Genomic DNA, 17,181 nt, shown 5'->3' on the forward strand with positions numbered 1-17,181 from the left:
AGCCCTCCATTGAGCCTCCTCCTACCGAAAGGAAGAAATTAGCGTTGATGTGCGATGGTACTTTGCCGTCATCAAATACACCTGTTATGGTGTAATCCTGCTCGCCGTTGGTATTGCTGTTAACATGTATAACCTTGCTTAGCGCGGGTTGGTTACCAAAAAGCTTTTCGGCTAATTTTTTTGATATAACGATGGTGCGCGGATTTGTTAACGCGTTTGTCGTATTACCCTCGGTAAAATTATAAGTGAATATTTTAAAGAAGGATTGGTCGGCAAGGAAGCCGTTTTGCTCAAGCAGAGATTTGCGTTCGCCGTTTGCAGGGTTATACTGTATAATAGTTTTATCGTCAATAAAAAGTTTTAGCAACCTGGCGCTTTCAACAACTTCCGGGTATTCCTGCTTTAAAGCGCCGGCCATTGGTGCAGGCGTATTCGGGAGTTTCATACGCTTGCTGCCGTTTTGCACAAAAGCGGTTATTACCTGGTAAATATTAGGCGCGTTCTTGTGCTGCGTATCAAAGCTTGTTTCGTAATTCAGATACAGGGCGATAAGCATACAACATGCCAGCCCTACCGATAAACCAAATATATTGATGAATGAGAAGAACTTGTTCTTCATCATATTACGCCACCCTATTTTGAAATAATTTTTTATCATGATGCTAAATCTTTAATTCTTAACTAAATATTTATTTGTAGACGATGAAACTGTAACAGCGGTTACAACTCTATTATAATTATTCGCTTCTTAAACTTTTTATCGGATTAGCAATAGCTGCTTTTATAGCCTGGTAGCTAATGGTTAAAAGCGTTATGGTAATTGCTGCTACGGCAGATATAATGAATACACCCGGGCCAATTGTAATACGGTAAGTATATTTATTAAGCCAGTTTTGTAAAAAATACAAGGCTATAGGCGATGCTATAACACAGCTGATCACCACCAGCAAAACAAAATCCTTTGATAAAAGCAACCAAACCTGTGCTACAGTAGCCCCAAGTACTTTACGTACCCCAATCTCTTTTGTGCGTTGTTCTGCAACGTAAGCAGCCAGGCCAAATAAACCAAGGCATGATATAAATATGGCAAGGCCTGCAAATATCCCCGCCAGTTTGCCCACCAATAGTTCCAAGTTGAATTTTTGATTGTAATCGTCGTCAACAAAACGATAAGTGAACGGGCTTGCCGGGCTGTAGGTACTGAATACGGCGCTAACTTTTTCAATCGCCTCATGGGTATTCATCCCCGGCGATAAGCGGTAAATAATGTTACTGCCGCCATCAAAAAAGAAAAGGCTTGGGTCTGCCGCCTGGAATGGGGAATCCATCAGGGCATCTTTTACCACGCCTATAATGTTCATTTTCCGGCCAAACTCGGTAATGGTTTGCCCTACAGGATTAGTTAATCGCAGGCGCTTTACCCCTGCCTCGTTCAATATCACATTGGCACTATCGGCCTTAGCGTTCCCAATAAAATCATGTCCTTCTTTTAGTTGCATGCCAAGGGTTTTAAAATAATCTTCAGATACCGCTATCATCCCCATCTCTACCGTTTCGCCTGCATTTTTGCCCGGGAAGTTATCTACATCGCTGTGCCAGTAAACACCCGTTGCCGGGCTTGATGATGTGGTGATAGATGCTACCGCGCCGCTTTGCAGCAGGGCGTGTTTTATAGCCGCTGCATTTGCATTAATATCATCATTGGTAGTACTGGTAACCAGGCGGTTTGTTGCATAACCGGTAGGCCTGTTCTTGGCGTGTTGTATTTGCTGATAAATAATTACAGTGCTGATAATAAGTACAATTGAACAGCTAAACTGTATTATAACCAGCGCCTTACGCGATAGTGATGCACCTCTTGCTGTTTGTATAGTGCCTTTTAAAACCTGCACCGGGTTAAATGATGAAAGATAAAAAGCAGGGCGGCTACCAGCTACAATGGCTGTAATAAACGTACAACCCAATGTGATAACCCAAAACCATGCGTTGGTATAAGGCAAAAAGATAGCTGTGCCGGCAAGCGTATTAAATGATGGTAACGCTAACTGAACAATAACCACAGCAAACAAAAATGCCACAAAAGTAACCAGTACCGATTCTGTTAAGAATTGCAATATCAGCTGCTTGCGTTGCGATCCTATGGCTTTGCGGATACCTACCTCGCGGGCGCGTTTCTCTGACCGGGCGGTGGTTAGGTTGATGAAATTGATGCAGGCTATCATCAATACAAGTATGCCAATGATGCTGAAAATGCGTACATACTCTATAAAACCACCCGAGGCTTTGCCGTTTATATAAGTGTTGTAAAGGTGCCAATCTTGTATTGGCTGCATAATAACGTCGGAGTTTTTAGCATTAAGGTTATCTTCATACTTCTCCATGTTTTTAATTTTTGGAGCAAGCTGACTGTATTTTATACCATTTTTAAGTTTTGCGAAAAGTTCGAAGCCGTTGCTGCCAAAACTTTGTTTACGTGCCGCCTTCACACCCGGGTCAACAATCTCAAAATAACTGAACGGGATAACGTAGCTTAATGCCAACGATGAGTTAGCCGGCAGATCTTTAATAATACCGGTAACTTTTAAATTATTCTTGTTATCTACCTTCACCATTTGGTTCATGGCGCTTTTGCTGCCAAACAAAGCTTTAGCGGACGACTCCGTAAGTATAATTGAATATGGGTCTTTTAGCCCATCGGCATTGCCTTCGATGAATGGAAAACTGAAGATCTTAAAAAAATCAGCCCCGGCTTGTTTACCGGTTAACAGCAATTTGGTATTGCCAACCATTAAGCCATGTTCGCGGCCGCCATCGCTTTCGGCAACGTATTCTATTTCGGGATAATTATTACGAAGTGCGTCGGCCAGTTTAAGCGATGTGCTGCTAAAGGTAAGTGTATCGCCATTACTGTTAAAATTGCGCCTTACCTGGTACGATTGACCGTAATTTGGCAGATACTTATCGAAAGAATATTGGTAGCTTACCCATAACCCTATCAATAAAGCCACGGCCATACCCGCTGCAAGCCCCATAATATTTATAGTGCTATAAACTTTGTTATTTGTAAGGTTGCGCCAGGCAATTTTAAAGTTATTCTTTAACATGATTTTATAAATTATAAAAGCTAATCCCTAAACTATAAATTGAATTACTACGTCAGTAATTCAATAAATCACTACTCACTCCGAAGGCTTTTTACCGGGTTGGCTATCGCTGCTTTTATTGCCTGGAAACTGATAGTGCCAAGCGCTACTATCATAGCCAGTATGCCCGATACCGCGAACACCCACCATTGTATATCAATACGATATGCAAAATCCTGCAGCCATTTGTGCATAAAATACCAGGCTACCGGCGTCGCTATTAAAAAGGATACTCCTACCAGTTTCATAAAATCGGCCGATAGCATATTTACAATACCCGGTGTAGAGGCGCCCAATACTTTACGGATCCCGATCTCTCGGGTACGCTGATAGGTGCTGTATGATGCCAGCCCCAATAAGCCAAGACATGATATAGCAATAGCCAATATGGCAAAGTTGAAGAACAGCTTACCGAAGCGTTGCTCCGCGCGGTATTGCCTGTCAAAAAACTCATCTAAAAAGTAATAGCTATATGGCCTGTTAGGGATAACTTCCTTCCACTTACTTTCAATAGCCGCCAGCGTTGCAGGCAGGTTTTTAGCATCAACCTTTATAGATACCAGGTCAAGTGCGCGTAGTTCTACCCGCATACTTAAAGGTTTTATTTTTTCCTGTAACGAGCGGAAGTGAAAATCCTTCATTACACCTACAATTTTACCTTCGCGGCCCCATTGTTTAAATCGCCTGCCAATAGCTTGCTGCGGCGAGCTATAACCGAATAGCTTTACCGCTTCTTCGTTCAATATCATAGCTTGCGAGGTATCGGTGGTCATAAAATCCTTAGAGAACGGCCTGCCGGCTACCATTTTTATTTTAAACTGGTTCAGGTAATCAAAATCAACAAAATACAGGTCGAGGTTGGCAATTTGCAAATCACCTTTTTTGTTCTCGATCTCTGAATAAGCACCGCTATTACCCCCACCCGGTACGCTTGATGATAATGCTACGGATTTTACACCCGGTATTGCCCTGATAGATTGCTGGAAAGCATCTTTACCTGCATCGCTATTTGTATTTATCACAACCATTTGATCTTTCGAGAAACCCAGATCGCGGTTACGCATAAAATCCATTTGGTTATACACGATGATGGTACCGATGATGAGCGCTATAGAAATACTGAACTGCGCAACTACCAGGCTTTTACGTAACAAGTTGCCCTTTGTGCCGGTAGAAAATCTCCCCTTTAAAACCATAACCGGTTTAAACGATGATAGCACCATAGCAGGATATATACCCGCTAAAAAGCCTATAGACACAGCTATGCCAAACAGGATAAGAACATTAGTGATGTTTGAGAATATACCCGGACTAACAATTTTGCCCGATAACTGGTTAAACAGCGGCAACAACAGTACCGATAGTATAATGGTTACCACAAAAGCGATCAAACACAATATAACGGACTCGCCAATAAATTGGCTGGCCAGTTCGCCTTTTAAAGCGCCTACTACTTTGCGTATGCCCACTTCTTTCGCGCGTTCTACAGAACGTGCAGTAGTTAAATTAATAAAGTTTATGCAGGCTATTACCAATATAAATACAGCTACAATACTAAAAATGTAAACATTGCTGATGCTGCCTACTTCCTGCCCGCCTCTTTTACTGTGCAGGTAAACATCTTTTAAAGGCTCCAGCAGTAAAGTGGCAAACATTTGCGATTTGCGGCTTTGTTCGCCGTTACGCTTTTCCATAAATGAAGAAAATTTGCTTTGCAGATTTTTTGCGTTTACGCCTGGTTTTAATAATAAGTAACTGGTTGCGCCATAATTGCCCCATTGCTCTTCAATACCTTTATTAAACCTTTGGGTAAGCGTTACCATAGATATGATCATATCCGCCTTTATCTGCGAATTTTCGGGCATATCCTGCATTACACCGGTCACCAATGCCGGGATGGCATCGCCGGATAGCAGTACGGTTTGGCCAACAGGATCGGTATCACCAAAATATTTTTTAGCAGCAGTTTTGGTAAATACAATACTTGCCTGTGTTGTTAACGCCGTTTTTGGGTTACCCTTTAACAGCTTAAAATCAAACACTTTAAAAAAGGTTGAGTCGGCAAAAAGTGTCCGCTCCTCCTGGAATTTAACGTTCCCTTTTCTAACTAAAAAACTACCACCACTTACACGTGTAAACGCTTCAATCTCGGGGAAATCGGTTTTTAAGTTTGGCGCAAACGCCCACGAGGTAACATCAGTATTTATAGTTTCTGAGGGGGTTTTAATATCGGTAACTACACGGTAGATGCGATCGGCTTTGGTATGGAACTTATCATAACTCAATTCAAAAGTCACATACATAAATATAAAGAAACAGGCCGTTATACCTACCGACAGGCCTGTGATATTTATGAACGAGAAAACACGGTGCCTCCACAGGTTACGCAATGCTATTTTAAAGTGATTTTTTAACATGATGGTTTGGTCTGTATCTTTTTAATAATAAATATTATTCGCTTCTGAGGCTTTTAACCGGGTTTGCTATTGCTGCTTTTATAGATTGGAAACTAATGGTTACCAGAGCTATAAATACCGATACCAGCGCTACAAATACGAATGTGGCCCAGGTTATATTAATGCGATAGGCAAAGTCCTGCAACCAGTGGTTCATAACATACCAGGCAAGTGGCCATGCTATGAGGTTTGATATTAATACCAGTTTTATAAAATGTCCAGATAGTAACAATACAATGTTTTTTACTGATGCGCCTAATACCTTGCGCACCCCTATTTCCTTCACCCTTTTTTCGGCCGAGAAGGATGCCAGGCCAAACAAGCCAAGGCATGATATGAGGATAGCTAAACCGGCAAGTATGCCTACTATTTTACTTACCTGGTTATCTGCACGGTAAACTTCCGCGAAATGGTCATCCAAAAACTGATACTCGAAGGGGTAATCGGGGTTAATGTTTTTCCAGGTAGCCTTTATAAACTCAACGGCTTCTTTTGATTTGCCCGGTTTTATTTTAATAGAAGCAGTTGTAAGCCCCCAATCGCTTTGGTTCGCAATTAAAAGGTTCTCTACTTTGTAATGAAGAGAATTGAAGTTGAAATTTTTAGCGATACCGGTAATTACACCAAGCGAATCGAAACCAAAACGCTGCCCGATCAGCGTAGATATAGCAGCTTTGGGATGGTCTCGCAATAGCTCATGAGCCATAGATTCATTTATAATATATTCGCGGCCATTGCCCGACTTATCTTTGGAAAAATCCTTACCCTCTATTATCTTAATGTTATAAAGCCTCATGTAGTCGTTATCTACAATAAGTTGTGTAACCCCAAGTTCTCTCACCGGGTCGTTCTTATATTGAAAAGTTGCCCCCGATTGATCAAGGTGACTTCCGAGCTGATCTTGCGAAGCCGTTACGCCGGCAATTAAGGTATTACCCAATAATTGTTGTTTAAATAACGGGTACTTTTGGCCCGAAATCTTATCCATTGGTACGGTAACCACCTGCTCGCGGGTAAAGCCGGGATCTTTCTCCTGCATAAATTTTAATTGCTTTACTACAAACACGGTAGCTATCATCAGGAATACCGCGCTGGTAAACTGGCCAACAACCAATACATTACGCAATGTGCCTTTGTTTTTACCTGTATCAACCGATCCCTTTAAAACCTTTACCGGTTGAAACGATGATAAGAACAAAGCCGGATAAATGCCCGAAATAATACCTACACCAATAGTGCTCAATAAAACTACAAGCAGGAATGACGGCTGGCTGAACACCGGCAGCGAAATATCGCGCAGGCTAAGATTATTTACATATGGTAAAGCTATTTCAACCAGGGCAAGTGCAAGCACTAATGCCAATAGCGACAATAAAATGGTTTCGCCCAGAAACTGGAAAGCCAGCTGCGGCCTGTTTGCTCCTATAGATTTACGAATACCGACTTCTTTTGCCCTGTCGGCAGAGCGTGCGGTAGACAGGTTCATGAAATTAACACAAGCAATAACCAGTACTATAAAAGCTATAATGGCGAACAGATTGGTTGATTTTTGATCGAATTTTTGGAAATTCAAATAATCCAGCCCGATATCTGTTGAACCGGCGTGCACATCTTTAAGCGGCAGATAAAACAATTGGTAGTATGTTGCCTGCTCGGGTTTCATGTGTTTTTTAACAAATGCAGGCATCTTGGCCTCAAATGCTTTCAGATCAGTGCCGGGCGCCATCTTTAAATAGGTATTTAACCAGTTACCACCCCAACGGTCCATCCATTTTTGGTGGATGCCGGTTAGCGAATACAAGGCATCAAACTGTAATTGCGAGTTTTTGGGGCTGTTTGCCATTACCGCGGTCACGGTAAATTTCAAGGTATCGCCGCCAAAATGATTTATTACTTTACCTATGGGGTCTTCTTTACCGAATAATTTTTCGGCGGTTTCCTGCGTGATGGCTATGCTGTTTGGTTTTTCAATAGCATCCTTTGCATTACCTTTAATCACCTTAAAATTAAAGATGTCTAAAAAAGTCGAATCAACCGCTAATACCTGCGGTACAAATACCCGTCTTTCGTTATAGGTCATCTGGTATTTGCGGTCCCATTTTACGCGGGTATAGTTTTTCACCTCGGGGAAGTCGGCCTTAAGCGCCGTTGCCATCGGGTACATTGATAATCCCACCTTTTGTGATGCGGCCATCCCAGGGAATTTTTGAACTTCATTAAGCCTCACGATATTATCGCCATGAAAACGGTCGAAGCTTTTCTCGTACGCTACAAACAGCAGGATAACTATACAAGCTGCCATACCTATGGCAAGGCCCACAATGTTTATTACCGACGACACCTTGTTCTTCCACAGATTGCGCCAGGCTATTTTGAAGTAATTTTTTATCATGATCTCAATATTATTTATGCTGAGCTTTTATTCGCTCCTTAAACTTTTTACGGGATTAACCAATGCGGCCCTTATTGCTTTGTAACCTACCGTTATCCAGGCTATAATAACGGATGATGCAATAGATATAACGAATATGCCAGCCCCCGGCGTTATTTTGTAGGTAAAATCCTGCAGCCATTGATGGCTAAAATACCATGCAATAGGCGCAGCAATTGCAAACGCAATAACAATAAGCAATGTAAATTCTTTTGAGAATAGGTACACGATATTAGCGACCGATGCCCCCAATGTTTTGCGGATACCTACCTCTTTGGTACGCTGTACGGCCATAAAAGATACCATACCATATAAACCCAGGCAGGATATGAAAATGGCCATACCGGCAAATATTTTATAAAGCTGCGATAATTGATCTTCCTTCTTATAAAAGCTTGCTATTTTTTCATCCAGGAACTTATATTCATAAATATTTTCGGGAAATGCCGCCGTCCAAAGTTTTTCAATAGCAGCCAGTGTTGGCTTAACATTGGTTGATTTTAGCTTAATATTAGCTATCTGATACTGGCCGTTCCATGATGCCATAATAACAGGCGGGATCTGTTCGCGTAAGGATGAAACGTTAAAATCTTTTACAACCCCAACAATTTTGTGTGTCAGGTTTTTATCGTCCCATATATTAATGGTTTTACCAATAGCATCTTCAGGGTTGGTTACACCAAGGTTTTTAAGTAATGTTTCATTAACTACATATTCTCTTACTGTATCACTTTTTATGTAAGGCCTGCCGGCAACAAACTTCATGTTATAAAGGTTAAAATAGTCAGCCTCAGCCCATTTCATGTTCACTCTAAAGTCGGTCTCCTTTTCGGCATTGTCATATTTAATTGGGCTGCCCCAGTTCATATTGTCGGATGGGCTGGCAAAGCTGTAACTTAAGCCTTTAACCCCGGGTTGTTGTAGTATTTCACTTTTGAGCGCATTCATTTTTAAACGGCTTAAACTATCGCCTGGCATGGTAACGGTTATAATGGCTTCTTTATCAAAGCCTAAAGCTGAATTTTTGAAGTGGTTTAGCTGACTTATAATTACGATAGTGCCAATTATTAAAACCTGTGCAATACCAAATTGTAATACAACCAAGCTCCTTCTTAAGGTTATACCATTTGAACGCCTGCTACTAATTTTGTTTTTAAGTGCGGTAATTGGGTTAAAGCCTGATAATATTAACGCAGGATATATACCCGATAATAACGTAACGCCAACCAAAACAGCTACCAGGAATGATAGCACTACCGGGTTTGTAACAAAAGAAGGGGTAAGTTGAATATCCAGCAATTTGTTTAAAGCGGGTAAGGAAAGTTCACTTAAAGCTATAGCAACAGTTATAGAAAATAGGGTGATAATAAAAGTTTCGCTTAAAAACTGTAGTATAAGCTGTTTACGCTGGCTACCTAATACCTTGCGGATACCAACCTCTTTAGAGCGGTTAACAGCCTGTGCAGTAGCAAGATTTATAAAGTTTACGCAAGCAATAATTAACAAAAATAACCCTATAAGACTTAACGCTTTAATCAGGTCCTTACTAAACACCTGGCCGGTGTAAAGCCCGGCACGGGTATCATAATGCATTTGTGATAATGGTTGCAGAAGCATGGCATCCCTTTTAACATCATTGGGTTTGTGCTTTTTAATAAATGCCACCAGGTTTTGGTTAAAATTTGCCTCGCTTATGTTATTGGGTAGCAAAACAAAACAGGAATGCGACCCAAATGTGCTGCCCCAATCCTCCTGATTATCTTTGTAATCAGTATATTTAAGGGTGCTGTAAGATATTGCAATATTGATAGGCAGGTCTGTATTTGTGGGTGGGTTTTTTAGTATGCCCGTAACTTTCAGGTCTAATTTATTATCGTATTTAATGGTTTTGCCCATTGCGTTTTCCCAATTGCCAAAATATTTTTCGGCTATCTTTTGGCTTATTAATATGGTATTTGGTTCTACCAGGGCATTTTTCTTATCACCCTCAAGCCAGCCAAAATCAAATATTTTAAGAAGCTGTGGTTCAGTAAAAAACACATCCTGTTCTTTAAATCTTTTTATTTCCCCACTTGCCGAGGTAATACTCATTTGTTTATTATCATCGTCAAATATCGACCCTATGAGCGGTATCTGCGGATAATCTACCCGCATCCCCCTGCTTGTTGGGAATGGTACACCGGCACGATACTTCACTCCCTCAGATGAGGTACGCTTAGCCAATACACGGTAAATATGGTCTTTCTGTGTATGGTAGTTATCAAAGCTTGTTTGGAAATTTATCACCAAAAATATAAGTAAGCAGGCGCCCACACCTACGGCTAAACCTATAATATTGATGATGGTGTAACTTTTGTTACGTAATAAACTACGCCAGGCCGTTTTTAAATAATTTCTGATCATATCATGAAAATTCTAAATTCTAATTCTTAAGTCTGTATACCTATCTCAATTACTCGCTGCGCAAGCTTTTAACGGGGTTTACCAGCGCTGCCCTAACGGCTTTATAACCAACCGTTACCCAGGCTATTATTACAGATGATGCAATTGCCAGCACAAATACGCCAGCGGTTAATGGTATACGGTAGGCAAAGTTTTGCAGCCAGTTACTCATCATATACCATGATACCGGCATGGCTATGACAAATGATATAGCTATTAGTATCATAAATTCTTTTGAGAATAGCAGCACAATACTGTATACAGACGCGCCTAATACCTTGCGCACGCCTACCTCTTTGGTGCGCTGTACTGCCATGTACGATACCAGCCCATATAAGCCAAGGCATGAAATGAAAATTGCTATAAAAGCGAATATCTTATAAACCATAGCCAACTGGTTTTCCTGGCGGTAAAACTGAGCAATATTTTCATCCAAAAAGAAACCGTTATAGGCATATTCAGGATAAGTGTTTTCCCACATTTTTTGTAAAGTGGCAACAGTAGCAGTCAGGTTTTTGGTTTCTATCTTAAGCGCTATCTGACTCTCGAATTTTTTGCTGGGCGATATTACGATCGGCTTAACGGCATCGCGCAGCGAATTGGTTTTAAAATCTTTTACAACACCTGTTATGGTAGCCCAGGTACCACGCCCGCCTAAGCGTACGGTTTTACCTATTGCGTTCTCTGCTTTTTGGATGCCCAGTTTATGAATAAATGTTTCATTCACTACAACCTGCCTTATTGTATCGCTTACATCATAGCCTTTACCTGCTGCAAACTGTAAGCCATAGGTTTTAAAGTAATCGGCATCGCCATATTTCAGGAAGGTGTTAAACGTTGGATCTTTTTCAGAGTGGTCAAAATAAAAGTTTGTACCCCAGTTATTTTCAGACGATGGGGCATCTGATGCGAATGTTACCGATTTAACCTGCGGGTTTTGCAACAGTTGTTGTTTAAATGATTGCATTTTGCTCAGGCTGATACTATCTGACGAACCGGGTATTACCAGCACCGCGCTTTTATTAAAGCCAAGATCGGCCTCGTTCACAAAATTCATTTGGTTAACAGCGACTATGGTACCAATAATAAGCAACTGGGCAATAGCAAACTGCGCTATTACCAAAGCCCTGCGTAAGGGTATACCGCCTATTGATGCGGCTGTTATTTTGTTTTTAAGCGCCAATACCGGCTTAAAGCCCGATACTACCATAGCGGGGTACACACCCGATAATAATATTACCACAATCATGGTAACTACCAGAAATAAGACCGAACCCATGCTTAACAGGGAGATATCATCAGGTACGCTGGCTATATTTTTAAGATAAGGCAATGCAATTTTAGCCATTGCAACAGCCAATATTACAGCGCCAAAAATGATAAGGGAGGTTTCGCCAATTACCTGTGCTATTAGTTGCTTACGGCTGCTGCCTAAAACCTTACGGATACCAACTTCTTTTGAACGGCCTACGGATTGGGCAGTAGACAGGTTAATAAAGTTGATAGATGCCATAATGATAATGAGTATGGCAATAAAGGTTAATGTATTCAGCGTAGCGCGGCTGGTCATGTGGTCGCCCAATGTGTTACCTACACGGGTATCAAAGTGCATATCACCAAGTGGTTGCAACAGGTGGATTCTAAACTGTTTCTTTTTGTTTAGATCGGTATTTTTGCTGGTGAAGTTTACCAGTTGTTTGGAAAAATTTTCGGCGCTTACATTGGCCGGTAATTGTGTAAATATCTGGTGATTACTGCTTATAGAGTGCCAGTCACTAACCATACCATATTCATTACGGTGTTGTTTGGCAGTGATGTACGATACCAGAACGCGTAAAGGGATGTCGCTATTCTCTGGCGAATTAGCTATAACGCCTGCTACCTTCAAATCAAGCAGGTTATCCATTTTAAGGGTTTTGCCCATAGCGGATTTCCAGTCGCCAAAGTATTTGATGGCGGTCTTTTGATCAATAACCACCATATTTGGCTCAGCAAGCGCTTGTTTGTTACCCTCCAGCCATTCCGCATCAAAAATATCAAAGAACTGCGGCTCCATAAAAAACACCCCGATACTTTCTGTAAACTTTTTGCTATCGGTTGAATTAGTCGAATTGGCACCCGGGACAGTGATCTGGCTGCCATAACTTGAGTTTAGCGCGGCAAATTTGTACTGTGGGAAATCTGTACGTAAAGCATCAACAGCAGGTATGGATACACCGGGATTGTATGTAGTACCATCAGCTTCATTTTGCTGGGTAACAATATGATATATGTTTTTAAAGTTTTTGTGAAAGGTATTGTAACTCAGCTCAAACTGAAGCACAACAAATATGAGCAGGCACGCTGCGATACCCACGCTTAAACCTGAGATATTTATAATGGAATAAGCCTTGTGACGAATGATATTCCTCCAGGCAATTTTAAAGTAGTTTTTAAACATAGCTATGGTATTATGTTTTATAAAGGCTAAAACATATACCAAAGTATTAATGTGTTAATAATGAACTATTTATATAGATGAATAAGTGTACGATATGTACGTAAGTGTAACAGTGTGTGTTCGGTTATGATACAGTTGATTAAGTAAAAAGTCGAAAGCTTTTAGTCCGAAGTATGGTAAACAACTTGAGACTAAAGGCCTTCGACCAAAGACTTATTAAAACCCGAAGTGCTTTATGTAAGTATTCAAATCTTTATCTCCTCTGCCTGAGAGGCATATCACTACGTTATCGGTTTTCTCGAAAGTCATTTTTTCAAGGTAAGCCAGCGCATGAGCTGTTTCAATAGCCGGGATAATGCCCTCCATTTGTGAGCAAAGCAGGCCTGCGTTTAATGATTCATCATCGGTGATGCTTACGTATTGCGCGCGATTTACTTTAAACAAATGCGCATGCTGCGGACCGATACCTGGATAGTCTAATCCAGCGGAGATAGAATAAGGTTCTACAACCTGCCCATCATCACTTTGCATGAGTATAGTGCGGCTGCCGTGCAGTACACCCTCACGGCCTAAAAATGTGGTAGCCGCCGAGTGGCCGCTATCAACGCCTTTGCCGGCTGCTTCAACGGCAATCAGTTTTACAGCCTCATCATCTAAAAAATGATAAAACATTCCCATCGCGTTACTACCGCCACCAACACAAGCCATTACGTATTGCGGTAACTCGCTGCCGGTTTGTTCCAAAAGCTGTTTTTTGGTTTCTTCGGATATGATTGACTGGAACCTGGCTACCATATCCGGGTATGGATACGGGCCAACTACCGAGCCTATGATGTAATGGGTATCAACCGGGTTGCCTATCCAGTCGCGTAAGGCCTCATTGGTAGCGTCTTTCAATGTTTTACTGCCCGATGTTGCCGGTACTACCGTAGCGCCCAACATCTTCATACGGGCTACGTTTGGCGCCTGGCGCTCCATGTCAATCTCGCCCATGTACACAATACATTTAATACCCATTAAGGCACAAACGGTTGCTGTAGCTACACCATGCTGGCCGGCGCCGGTTTCGGCTATGATACGTTTTTTACCAAGTCGCTTAGCTAATAGTATCTGCCCAATGGCATTGTTTATTTTGTGCGACCCGGTGTGGTTGAGGTCTTCGCGCTTAAAAAATATATTGGCGCCGTATTTTTCAGAATAGCGCTTGGCATGGTATAACGGCGAAGGCCTGCCTACGTAATCTTTTAAAAGCTGATCAAACTCGGCTTTAAATTCGGGGTCGCTTAGTATTTTGATGTACTCCTGCCTTAGCTCTTCCACATTTGGGTACAGCATTTCCGGTATATATGCACCGCCAAAATCCCCGTAATAGCCTTGTTCGTTAACTCCGTACTTCATTGCTGTTTATTATATTAAATGCTTGTGTTAGTTTATCTATATCTTTTAGTCCCGGCAATAGTTCAACCCTGCTGTTTAGGTCTACGCCGTAAAACGCCGGGTGTTTTATCTTCATTACCTCTTCTAAGTTATCTGCACTTAACCCGCCCGATAAAAAGAAAGGCACGTTAAATTTGTACTTATCCAAAATGCGCCAATCAAATGTTTGCCCCGAACCGCCATGCACCGGTGTTTTAGTATCGAACAGGAAATAATTTACATTGTTCTTATAGTCATCCAGTTTGGCAAAATCAAAGTTTTCATCTATCCCAAAGGCTTTTATTACCTGTACCTCGTGCTTAAACATATCGCAAAAGGCCGGGCTTTCGTTGCCATGTAGTTGTATGGCATCAAACTTATATTTGTATATCAGCTTGCTGATGCTGTCGGCATCCTCATCAACAAAAACGCCTACTTTGGTGATCCCTGTGCTGATATTAACCAGTTCATCATCCTCCATAGCGCCAATAAACCGCGGGGATTTAGCGTAACAGATGAAACCCATATAATCGGGTGCTAAAGCTTCAACAGCTTTAATATTTTCCGGATCGCGTAAGCCACAAACCTTTATATTCATGTTAATTAGCTAACAGTGTTTTAAAGCTATTCAAAGCTTTTTTTGCGATGAGTGATTCCTCCGCCTCGTAAAAGCAATCGGCGAAGCTTTTTTCAGGATGAATAGTTTTGATAGCCATTGCCGCGTTGCTTAACACCACGCTGGTTTGGGCAACGCTGGCATCATCATTAAGTACCTTCATAAATATATCGGCCGAATCGCTTACGGTATGCCCGCCGGTTATCTGGTCTTCATTCAATTTGGTAAAGCCAAGACTTTCAATGCTGTTTATCTTTTCACCATCGGCAGAGAATGTTTTAAAATCGCAGGTGAGCGAGATCTCGTCATAACCATCAAGCGCGTTCAGTATGGTGTATTTTACGTCAGATTTTTGGTACAGGTAGGCATATATCCTTGCCAGCTCCAGGTTAAATACACCTACCATCTGGTTTTGCGGTTTAGCAGGATTTACCAGGGGGCCAAGCATATTAAAAAAGGTTTTTACCCCCAATTCCCTGCGGATAGGCGCAACAGTTTTCATGGCCGGGTGAAATAACGGCGCATGCAGGAAACAGATGTTCGCTTTATCTATACTGCGTTTTAAAGCATCGGTGTTATTGGTGAACACATAACCCAGATGTTCCATCACGTTTGATGAACCACAACCCGATGATACGCCGTAGTTACCATGTTTGGCCACCTTATACCCTGCCCCTGCTACCACAAACGAAGCAAGGGTTGAAATATTGAAAGTGTCTTTACCATCGCCACCAGTACCGCAAAGGTCAATCAGTTCGCCATTTTGCAAATCTACAGGCAGGCAAAGTTCCAGCATGGCATCGCGGAAGCCTTCCAGTTCGTTAACCGTAATGCTGCGCATACAGTAGGCCGTCATAAACGCGGCCATTTGCGAATTGTTGAACTTACCCAGGGCAATATCCTTCAAAATCTCTTTTGATTGCTCGCGGGTAAAGGTTTTATGTTCAAAAAGGTGGTTGAGTATTTTTTTCATATCAGGGCATAAAAAAAGGGTTACCATGTGGCAACCCTTCTGTATATTTTATAAAAAAACAAAAAATGAGGCTGCCTTACGAATTCTCGTTAAGCCACCACCAATTGTTGTTTAATATTTGCACTTTCATTTTGTTAAAGCAAATATGGAAATTGTTTTCACTAAAAGCAAGCATTATGATATTTTTACAGAGTAACAATTATCATGGCCATACACAAGCAGCAAACTAACCCCGAAAAAGACCTTGGCTTTGGCCCCCAGCCAGTTATTAAGAACCAGCCGCTTGTTAATAAAGATGGCTCGGTGAATGTAAAACGGCGTGGCCTCTCCCGTTTTAATACTGCCGATAATTATCATACCCTCATCAAAATGAGCTGGGGTAAATTTTGGTTAGTTGTATTAAGCGGGTATTTAGTTGCCAACTTAATCTTTGCATCGATATATGTGCTGATAGGCATGGATAGCCTCGACGGTGCATCGGGCGATACAACCGGCAGTCATTTTTTGGATGCATTCTTTTTTTCGGCGCAAACTATATCCACGGTGGGTTACGGACATATTAGTCCGCGGGGTGTGGTAGCTAATAGCGTTGCAGCCTTCGAATCGATGATTGGCTTGCTGGCCTTTGCGTTAGCAACGGGTTTGCTATATGGCCGTTTCTCAAAACCCTCTGCAAAAATAATTTACAGCGAAAATATTTTGATTGCACCCTACAAAGAGAATGGCCGGGGGCTAATGTTCAGGCTGGCTAATATCCGTAAGAATGTATTGATTGACCTGGATGTAGAGGTGATTTTCTCCTACAACGAATTTGTGGATGGCAAACCCACCCGCCGCTTTTTTACATTGGATCTTGAGCGCAAATATGTAAGCCTGCTTACCCTTAACTGGACGATAGTACACCCGCTGGATGCCAACAGCCCGCTGATAGATATGATATATGAAGACCTGGAAACCTACCAGGTGAGCTTTTCGGTGTTACTGAAAGCTTTCGACGATACGTTTTCCCAAACGGTGCATTCCCGTACCTCGTACACTGCGCATGATATGGTTTGGAATGCAAAATTCGTCCCCATGTTTAGCAGGGATGAAGACGGCAGGATAGAATTGGATATGAGCAAGATAAGTGAGTACGATAGGGTTTGATATTCGATAGTTAGTTTATCAAAAGCGTTCACGTTCACTGCCGTGAACGCTTTTGAAATTTATAAAAATCTGATAATAAGTATTTTGTATTTTGGCAACCTACCAATTAGTGCCACCA

Annotated in this window: 10 protein-coding genes; 1 reads left to right on the forward strand and 9 read right to left on the reverse strand. The window is 41.6% G+C overall.

The window, feature by feature from the left end:
- The 9 genes from WC615_RS08540 to trpD all read right to left on the reverse strand — a co-directional run.
- Positions 1-658: ABC transporter permease (locus WC615_RS08540; RefSeq protein ID WP_372977688.1), on the reverse strand; the 658-nt coding region annotated here is incomplete at its 3' end.
- A 79-nt stretch (positions 659-737) separates the two neighbouring features.
- Positions 738-3,104, reverse strand: a complete 2,367-nt coding sequence (locus WC615_RS08545; RefSeq protein ID WP_372977689.1) for an ABC transporter permease — start codon at positions 3,102-3,104, stop codon at positions 738-740.
- Between the two features lie 71 nt (positions 3,105-3,175).
- On the reverse strand, positions 3,176-5,560 hold the full coding sequence (locus WC615_RS08550) for an ABC transporter permease (RefSeq protein WP_372977690.1): 2,385 nt from the start codon (positions 5,558-5,560) through the stop codon (positions 3,176-3,178).
- A gap of 34 nt (positions 5,561-5,594) precedes the next feature.
- Positions 5,595-7,991: an ABC transporter permease gene (locus WC615_RS08555; RefSeq protein ID WP_372977691.1), complete on the reverse strand. Its 2,397-nt coding sequence runs from the start codon at positions 7,989-7,991 to the stop codon at positions 5,595-5,597.
- 27 nt (positions 7,992-8,018) lie between these two features.
- Positions 8,019-10,433: an ABC transporter permease gene (locus WC615_RS08560; RefSeq protein WP_372977692.1), complete on the reverse strand. Its 2,415-nt coding sequence runs from the start codon at positions 10,431-10,433 to the stop codon at positions 8,019-8,021.
- A 49-nt stretch (positions 10,434-10,482) separates the two neighbouring features.
- Complete coding sequence (locus WC615_RS08565) at positions 10,483-12,912, reverse strand: ABC transporter permease (protein WP_372977693.1); 2,430 nt, start codon at positions 12,910-12,912, stop codon at positions 10,483-10,485.
- Positions 12,913-13,128: 216 nt separating this feature from the next.
- Positions 13,129-14,310: a tryptophan synthase subunit beta gene (gene trpB / locus WC615_RS08570; RefSeq protein ID WP_372977694.1), complete on the reverse strand. Its 1,182-nt coding sequence runs from the start codon at positions 14,308-14,310 to the stop codon at positions 13,129-13,131.
- Positions 14,294-14,926 carry a phosphoribosylanthranilate isomerase gene (locus WC615_RS08575; RefSeq protein ID WP_372977695.1) on the reverse strand — a complete coding sequence of 211 codons (633 nt, stop codon included), beginning with the start codon at positions 14,924-14,926 and terminating at the stop codon, positions 14,294-14,296. Before WC615_RS08575 ends, trpB begins: the two co-directional genes overlap by 17 nt.
- 1 nt (position 14,927) lies before the next feature.
- A complete protein-coding gene (gene trpD / locus WC615_RS08580; RefSeq protein ID WP_372977696.1) occupies positions 14,928-15,917 on the reverse strand; it encodes an anthranilate phosphoribosyltransferase in 990 nt (329 codons plus the stop codon).
- Between the two features lie 204 nt (positions 15,918-16,121).
- On the opposite strand from trpD, the gene WC615_RS08585 reads away from it, so the two are divergent.
- On the forward strand, positions 16,122-17,063 hold the full coding sequence (locus WC615_RS08585; protein WP_372977697.1) for an ion channel: 942 nt from the start codon (positions 16,122-16,124) through the stop codon (positions 17,061-17,063).
- Positions 17,064-17,181 lie beyond the last annotated feature (118 nt).

The organism is Mucilaginibacter sp. (assembly GCF_041663085.1).
GTDB lineage: Bacteria > Bacteroidota > Bacteroidia > Sphingobacteriales > Sphingobacteriaceae > Mucilaginibacter.

What these genes read in the sequence shown, in the direction of transcription:
- WC615_RS08575 (WP_372977695.1), bottom strand. Translation starts at nt 14,926, where the DNA reads ATGAATATAAAGGTTTGTGGCTTACGCGATCCGGAAAATATTAAAGCT.
- WC615_RS08550 (WP_372977690.1), bottom strand. Translation starts at nt 5,560, where the DNA reads ATGTTAAAAAATCACTTTAAAATAGCATTGCGTAACCTGTGGAGGCAC.
- WC615_RS08555 (WP_372977691.1), bottom strand. Translation starts at nt 7,991, where the DNA reads ATGATAAAAAATTACTTCAAAATAGCCTGGCGCAATCTGTGGAAGAAC.
- WC615_RS08585 (WP_372977697.1), top strand. Translation starts at nt 16,122, where the DNA reads ATGGCCATACACAAGCAGCAAACTAACCCCGAAAAAGACCTTGGCTTT.
- WC615_RS08560 (WP_372977692.1), bottom strand. Translation starts at nt 10,433, where the DNA reads ATGATCAGAAATTATTTAAAAACGGCCTGGCGTAGTTTATTACGTAAC.
- WC615_RS08565 (WP_372977693.1), bottom strand. Translation starts at nt 12,912, where the DNA reads ATGTTTAAAAACTACTTTAAAATTGCCTGGAGGAATATCATTCGTCAC.
- WC615_RS08545 (WP_372977689.1), bottom strand. Translation starts at nt 3,104, where the DNA reads ATGTTAAAGAATAACTTTAAAATTGCCTGGCGCAACCTTACAAATAAC.
- trpB (WP_372977694.1), bottom strand. Translation starts at nt 14,310, where the DNA reads ATGAAGTACGGAGTTAACGAACAAGGCTATTACGGGGATTTTGGCGGT.
- trpD (WP_372977696.1), bottom strand. Translation starts at nt 15,917, where the DNA reads ATGAAAAAAATACTCAACCACCTTTTTGAACATAAAACCTTTACCCGC.